This window comes from Phreatobacter sp. AB_2022a (genome assembly GCF_026847585.1).
Taxonomy (GTDB): domain Bacteria; phylum Pseudomonadota; class Alphaproteobacteria; order Rhizobiales; family Phreatobacteraceae; genus Phreatobacter.
On record NZ_JAPSET010000009.1, the window covers coordinates 147,437 to 154,233 of the forward strand.

A 6,797-nucleotide genomic window follows, 5' to 3' on the forward strand; every position below is an offset into this window, starting at 1 on the left:
CAGTTGTCCGGGGGGAACGCTTGTCCGGTGGTCCGAGCGGTTGGGACTGGTTAGTTGTGGAGACTGAGGAGGTTGTTCATCGCCCGTGAGAGCCTCGGTGGGTTTCGCGCGGAATTGCACAGCGGTGGTTACGTTGCCCCTCGGTTCTAATCCGGTTTGAAGTTCGTTCCGGCCCATTGCGAGGACCAGAACATGAAGCGCAGCCGCTTCTCCTAAGAGCAGATCATCGCGATCTTGAAGGAACAGGAGGCCGGGGTGTCGGTCGCCGATCTGTGCCGCAAGCACGGTGTGGGTGACGCCAGCATCTACAAATGGGAGGCGAAGTTCGGCGGGATGGACGTCTCCGAGGCCCGGCGCCTTCGAACTCTCGAGGACGAGAACGCCAAGCTGAAGCGGATGCTGGCCGACGCGATGCTCGACAACGTCGCGCTGAAGGATCTTCTGGGAAAGAAGTGGTGACGCCCGACGCCGAGCGGAAAGCTGTCGCGCATCTCGTGCAGCATCACGCGATGAGCGAACGGCGGGCGTGTAGAGCCATCGGCTGCTGCCGCATGACCGTGCGATACCAATCTGGACGCCCAGACGACCGCGCTCTGCGGGAGCGAATGATCGAGATCGCGCGGGAGCGGCGACGCTTCGGCTATCGGCGCCTGCATGTCCTGCTCAGGCACGAAGGCCATGTCGTGAACCACAAGCGGCTCTTCAGGCTCTATCGCGAGGAGAAGCTGGCGGTGCGTCGGCGCGGTGGCCGCAAACGGGCGATAGGCACCAGAACTCCAATGCTGGTGCCTCTCCGGCCGAACGAGCGCTGGTCACTCGACTTCGTCTCCGACCAGTTCACCGATGCCGCCGCTTCCAGGTCTTGGCCATCGTGGATGACGGCACGCGCGAGAACCTGGCGCTGGTGGCCGACACCTCGCTGTCGGGTCTTCGGGGCGCACGCGAACTCGACCGTGTGATCGCCAGCGCGGCAGGCCGAAGATGATCGTGAGCGACAATGGCAGCGAGTTCACCAGCAACGCGATCCTGGCATGGGCGGATCGGACCCGGTAAGCCGATGCGGAACGGCTTCATCGAAAGCTTCAACGGCCGGCTGACGAGTTGCTCAACGAGCCCCTGTTCTCGTCGCTGTCGCGGGCGCGCACGGCCTTGGCGAACCAGCGCGTCGACGACAACACCGCACGCCCTCATTCGCAGCTCGGATGGCAGGCCCCAACTGTCTTCGCCTCGACCTGCATCCCGCGTCGGCCTCTGGCGCCGCGCCATGCGACAAGCACAGCGCCAGAACTCGCCGCTTCACCTGCCCCAAAGGGCTCCACAACCGCCAGAAACGAACTCAGCACTGGATAAAAACTGGGGGCAACGTCATCGCCAATAGCGTGATGAAGCCAGGCACCGGTTTGAAACCGATTACGCGTCCGTTGCTTCCGACATATCCGGGCAGGCGATCGAAATGAAAGCCACAATTGACGCCATATCCATCGCGGTATGGCCGGCTTCAGGGGCTGGCGGTAACGCTGTAGGGCGGCCGGCGATAACCGGAGGGGCTCGGTGAGCTGCCAAATATCTGTCGCTTGCGCACCGCCAGATTTCGAATATGTCGTTATGCCGGGGCAATGGCGACTGGCCGGCCGCCAGGCAATTGCGCTTCTATATACGGGTATTGTGGTCGGCCAAAATGCGACCTGCGGTGCCGAGTCTGCGGCCCAACAGCGTATGATCAACTCCGACAACCGGCTGAGCACCGGCAACTACGACCGCTCGTTTATTGTGCTCCCCACACCGCTATGCGCCGCGTAGGCCTCCAAAACCTCAGCCGGCGCTCCGTCCATCATCAGCTTCCCGCCATTCATCCAGAGCGTGCGGTTGCAGAAGCGCTTGATCGCCTCGTTGCTGTGGCTGGCGAGGAACATGATGCTGGAGCGCTCGATGGTCTCATGCATGCGCTTCTCGGCCCGCACGGTGAAGGCCGCATCGCCGACGCCGATGATCTCGTCGAGGATGAGGATGTCGGGGTGCACCGCTGTGCTCACCGCGAAAGCGAGGCGCAGCATCATGCCGCTCGAATAGGTGCGCATCGGCAGGTCCAGAAATTCGCCGAGTTCGCTGAAGTCCTCGACATCGGGTACGAGCGCCTCGGCCTGCTTCGGCGTCAAGCCGAGCATGACGGCGCGCATCTCGATGTTTTCGTAACCGGTCGCATCGGGATCCATGCCCATGGAAAGATCGATGAGCGAGGAGACGCGCCCCTCGATGACGGCGCGGCCGCCGGTCGGCGGATAGACCCGGCTGAGCACGCGCAGCAGCGTGGTCTTACCCGCCCCATTGCCCCCAACGAGGCCGATGCGGTCGCCGTCGCGCGCCTCGAAGCTCACTTCGCTCAGCGCCCGGACGACCTGAATGCTGCGGTCTCGGTCATTATGCAGGCCGCCGCCGACGGTGCGGCGCAGCAGCTCATGCTTCAGGCCGCGGCCGCGCGGATTGTAGATGGCGAGCTCGACGCTCGCCTTGTCCAAGATGACATGTGCCATGATGTCCTCAGAGCCAATAGACGACGCGCGGCGAATATTTGCCAGCGAAGGCGAGCGTCACCAGCCATCCCGCGACGAGCAGGCCGATCAGGATAAGATACGAGGTCATGTTCGGCAGGGAACCGATCAGCGGCTCGCGCATCACATCCAGCATGCTCGCGAAGGGGTTCAGGATGAGCACAGGATGGCCAGCCCTGAGCTGCGAGGGCTTGAACATGACGGGTGACAAGAAGAATGCCACCTGGACGATACTCGCAATGATCTGCGGGATGTCGCGGAAACGCGTCGACAGGATGGCGAGGAGATAGCCGACCCAGGCGAGATTGGCGAGCACGAGAATGAGGCCGGGCACGAACAAGAGAAGGTGCCAGTCGAGTGGTGTGCCGCAGATGAGATAAACGACCGGCAGGATAACGAGATTGTGCGCGGAGATGAAGACGTTGCGGGAGATCGTGCGCAGGAGATAGGTGAAGCGAGGCAGGGCCACCTGCCGCATGATGCTCTCGTTTTCGGTGAAGCTCGCGCAGCATTCGTTGATGGTGGAGGCAATGAGACCCCAGAGCACCAGACCGGTGCCGAGATGCGGCAGATAGTCGGCCATCTTCGTGTTGAACAGGGTGGAATAGACCGCGCCCATGCCGAAGATCATCACGGCCATGCTGAGCGTGACCCAAAACTGGCCGAGACGCGAGCGCCGGTAGCGGCGCACCACGTCGTTCTTGGCCAGCATCCACCACATCCGCCAGGAGCCAAAGCCCCCGACGACGTCGGCAAGGCCATGCGCGACCAGACCCATCAAGCCATTCTCCTGCTCCGCGCCGTATGTCGGCGCGCTCTCAAGCGAGCGCGTCAAAACACAGGCGAGCGTCCCTTGGCAAGATGGGGCTCGGCCTGACCCAAGGTCCGGCGGGCTTGGTTGTGCGATCGGCTGCCGTTACTGCGGCGCGATTCCCGCTTCCGCCACCAGCGCGACATAGCGGGCATATTCGGCCGATATGAAGCTGGAAAAGGCGCTCGATCCGAGTGAATCCGGCTCGAAGCCGAGATCGCCAAGGCGCGAGCGGAAGGTTTCGCCGGCGACCACCTTGGCGATCGCGGTCTCGAGCGTCGCGACCACCGGGGCGGGCAGGCCGGCCGGGCCCCAGACGCCGTACCAAGTCTCGAGGTCGAGGCCGGGATAGCCGAGCTCGGCGAAGGTCGGCACGTCCGGCAGGTGCGGCGAGCGTGCCTTGGCGCCGATTGCCAGCGCCTTGACGCGGCCGGCGCGGATCTGCGGCAGGGCCGACAGGATCGGGTCGATGAAGGCGGAGACATGGCCGGCGATCAGGTCGTTCACCGCCGGGCCACCGCCGCGATAGAGCACCAGCGGCAGGCTGAGGCCGGAGCGCAGGCGGAACAGCTCTGTCATCATGTGGCCGGCCGAGCCGAAGCCCGAAATGGCGAAGTTCATCTTGGCCGGATCGGCCTTGGCCTTGGCGACGAAGGCGGGAAGCGTCTCGACGCCGAGCGAGGGCGGCACGGAAAACACCACCGGCCCGCGCGCCACCTTGGCGATCGGCGTGAAATCCTTGATCACGTCGAAGCCGGCCGGCTCCTTGCGCGTCAGCGGGTTCACGATGTGGATCGAGGCGTTGAAATAGAGCGTGTAGCCGTCGGCCGGCTGCTTCACGACATAGCCGGCGCCGACCACGCCCGAGGCGCCGGCGCGATTCTCCACGACGAAGCCCTGGCGCAGTTCAGCGTCGAGCCCCTGGGCGACGAGCCGGCCGACGACGTCGACCGGCCCGCCGGCGGCATGGGGCACGACCATGGTGACGCTCCGGGCGGGATAGGTCTCGGCATGAGCGAGGCGGGGCAGGGCGACAGGGGCCGCGGCGGCGAGCGCCAGCAGGCGACGGCGATTCAGATGTTTCATCGTCGGTGGCGTCCCGGAACGTCTCAGGCCGCGATCGCCTGGGGCGACTTGAGCTTGTAGCCATAGCGCTTGTCGAGGCCGAGCTCCTGGATCACGCGCAGGCCCTTGGCCAGCGCCTCGCCCTCGAGGTTGGTCAGCGGCCGCCGGAGATCGCCGACCGGCAGGCCCACCGCCTTCATCAGCGATTTCACCGCCACAGGGTTGATCGCCGAATAGGTGTAGTGCAGCAGGGGCAGAAGACCGAGATAGGCGGTGCGGAAGCCGTCGGCCTCGGCATAGCCGGTCCAGGGCTTGGAAATGGTGGCGAGCTCGGCCGGCGCGAGATTGCCGGTCATATTGGCGGTGCCGTGGCCGCCGAGGCTCATGGTCGGCACGACGAGGCCGAGATTGGGGCTGTCGCAGCACATCACCGAAACGTCGGGCCGGGCCGCCAGCACCTGCGCCACCTGGCCGACGCGGGTGGTCGATTCCTTGTGCACCACGTAGTTCGGATGCTTGAAGATGCGCAGGAGATTGTCCCAGTGCAGGTCCGTCTTCACCCGCGGCGGGTTGTTGTAGATGCCGAGCGGCAGGCTGGTCGCATCGGCGACGTCGAGGAAGAAGCGCTCGATATCGGCCTCCGCGGCGCAGATATAGGCGGGGGCGGCGAGGATCGCCCCGTCGGCGCCGTTGTCGCGGGCGAAATTGACATTGGCGATGGTCGTGTCGGTGTTGTTGCCGGTGCAGCCGTAGAACAGCGGCATGTCGGCGGTCTTCATCCTGGCCGTCTCGACGATGATCGCGCGCTTCTCCTCGGGCGAGAGGAGCGAGGTCTCGCCGGTCGAGCCCATGATCAGCACGGCGCCGGTGCCGTGGGCGCGCTGGAAGGCGAGAAGCTCGCGGAATGCGCCGAAATCGACCTGCCCGGCCTTGTCGAAGGGCGTGACGAGCGCCACGAAGGATCCGGTGAGCAGCTTGGTCGCAGATGTCGTCATGGCAGGCCTCGATGGCGGTGATCCGGCCACTGTCCGGCGCTGCCGGGCTTCCGTCAAGGCAGGGGCTTCCTGCATTTTCCGGGCATCCGCGCCGGCGCGCCGGCTGCCACAGTCAAGCCTTGCTGTGGTTCGCCGGCATCACATCAAATTGCCTTCATTTTTACGCCGTCTTGACCATGACAAGGCTTGATGAAGCGGTTAGACCGCTTGAGGGCGTAACGTCAGCGGGAGGTGACCGGGCCGGTCATGCGCATGGGCGAGGACAAGACGGGCACGACACGAGCGGCGGGCATCCGGCTCGCGGCCTTCGCCGTCGCGGTTTTCGCCGCAACGGTCGGGAGCGCTTCGGCACAGGCGCCGGCCGTGTGCCGCGACATCCAGGCGCAGCTCGCCCGGCTCGACCAGGCCCCTTCGGGCGGCAACCGGCGGTTCGCGGCTCTCGCCAATCGCCAGCGCGCCGAGATCGCCAATGCGCAACGCCAGTACCAGGCGGCCGGCTGCGGCGGCTTCTTCCAGAGCGGCCAATGCGCCGCGCTCGGCCAGCATATCGGCCGCATGCAGGCCAATCTCGGCCAGTTGCAGGCCCAGAGCGCCGGCGGCGGCAACAGCGCCCAGCGGGCGCGGCTGATGGCGGCCTATGACGCCAATGGCTGTCGGGGCGGTACGCGCCAGGCGGCCCGCGGCGGCTGGTTCGGCGACGAGCCGCCGGAACGGCAGATCTACCGGCGCTACGAAAGCCCCGGCGGCCGCCCGCAAACCGCCTATCAGGCGCCGAGCGGCGGCTTTGGTGGCTTCATCGAGCATCTGTTCGGTGGCGGCCGGCGCGAATTGCCGCCCGAGGAGCCTGCCGTGGCCGAGCGGCCGCCGTCCGACCGGCCGCTGAGCCCGCTCGGCGAGGACCAGGAGCAGCGGCCGCGCGGCGTCGGCCATCGGGCCGTCTGCGTGCGCCTGTGCGACGGCGCCTTCTTCCCCATGACCTCTTCGCCCCGCCCCGGCGCGGCGGTGGACGAGGAGGAAATGTGCCAGCTGCAGTGCCCCGGCACCGAGGTGGCGCTGTTCCGCATGCGCGACGACCGCATCGAGAATGCGGTGTCCTCCACCGGCAGGTCCTATACCTCGCTGCCCAATGCGCTGCGCTTCCGCACCCGTTTCGACGCGGCCTGCACCTGCCGGCCTCCCGGCGGATCGTGGGCCGCGAGCTTTGCCAACCGCGTCGATCCGACATTGCGGCCCGGCGACCAGATCGTTTCGGCCGAGCAGGCGCGGCTCCTGTCCATGCCGGCTGCGCAGCGCGCCAGCCTGCGCGACGAGATGGCCGCCGAGCAGCGCGCCCGGCGCGAGGCCGAGCGGCAGGCGCGTGGCGAACGGGGCCAGTCG

General features: G+C 66.3%; 5 protein-coding genes and 1 pseudogene. 2 read left to right on the plus strand and 4 right to left on the minus strand.

Annotated features, from left to right (window positions below):
• Positions 1–222: 222 nt before the first annotated feature.
• Positions 223–1,350, plus strand: a pseudogene (locus tag OZ671_RS09265) (IS3 family transposase).
• Positions 1,351–1,751: 401 nt separating this feature from the next.
• Here the strand turns inward: OZ671_RS09265 and OZ671_RS09270 are convergent.
• The 4 genes from OZ671_RS09270 to OZ671_RS09285 all read right to left on the minus strand — a co-directional run bounded on the left by OZ671_RS09270 (position 1,752) and on the right by OZ671_RS09285 (position 5,420).
• Positions 1,752–2,531: an ABC transporter ATP-binding protein gene (locus OZ671_RS09270; protein WP_268860490.1), complete on the minus strand. Its 780-nt coding sequence runs from the start codon at positions 2,529–2,531 to the stop codon at positions 1,752–1,754.
• Between the two features lie 7 nt (positions 2,532–2,538).
• Positions 2,539–3,327 (minus strand): ABC transporter permease, encoded by a 789-nt coding sequence (locus OZ671_RS09275; RefSeq protein WP_268860491.1) that lies wholly within the window; start codon positions 3,325–3,327, stop codon positions 2,539–2,541.
• Positions 3,328–3,465: 138 nt separating this feature from the next.
• The gene (locus OZ671_RS09280) at positions 3,466–4,446 is read right to left on the minus strand and encodes a Bug family tripartite tricarboxylate transporter substrate binding protein (protein WP_268860492.1); all 981 of its coding nucleotides are present in this window, start codon (positions 4,444–4,446) and stop codon (positions 3,466–3,468) included.
• A gap of 23 nt (positions 4,447–4,469) precedes the next feature.
• Complete coding sequence (locus tag OZ671_RS09285) at positions 4,470–5,420, minus strand: dihydrodipicolinate synthase family protein (protein WP_268860493.1); 951 nt, start codon at positions 5,418–5,420, stop codon at positions 4,470–4,472.
• Positions 5,421–5,651: 231 nt separating this feature from the next.
• On the opposite strand from OZ671_RS09285, the gene OZ671_RS09290 reads away from it, so the two are divergent.
• Positions 5,652–6,797: DUF2865 domain-containing protein (locus OZ671_RS09290; RefSeq protein WP_268860494.1), on the plus strand; the 1,146-nt coding region annotated here is incomplete at its 3' end.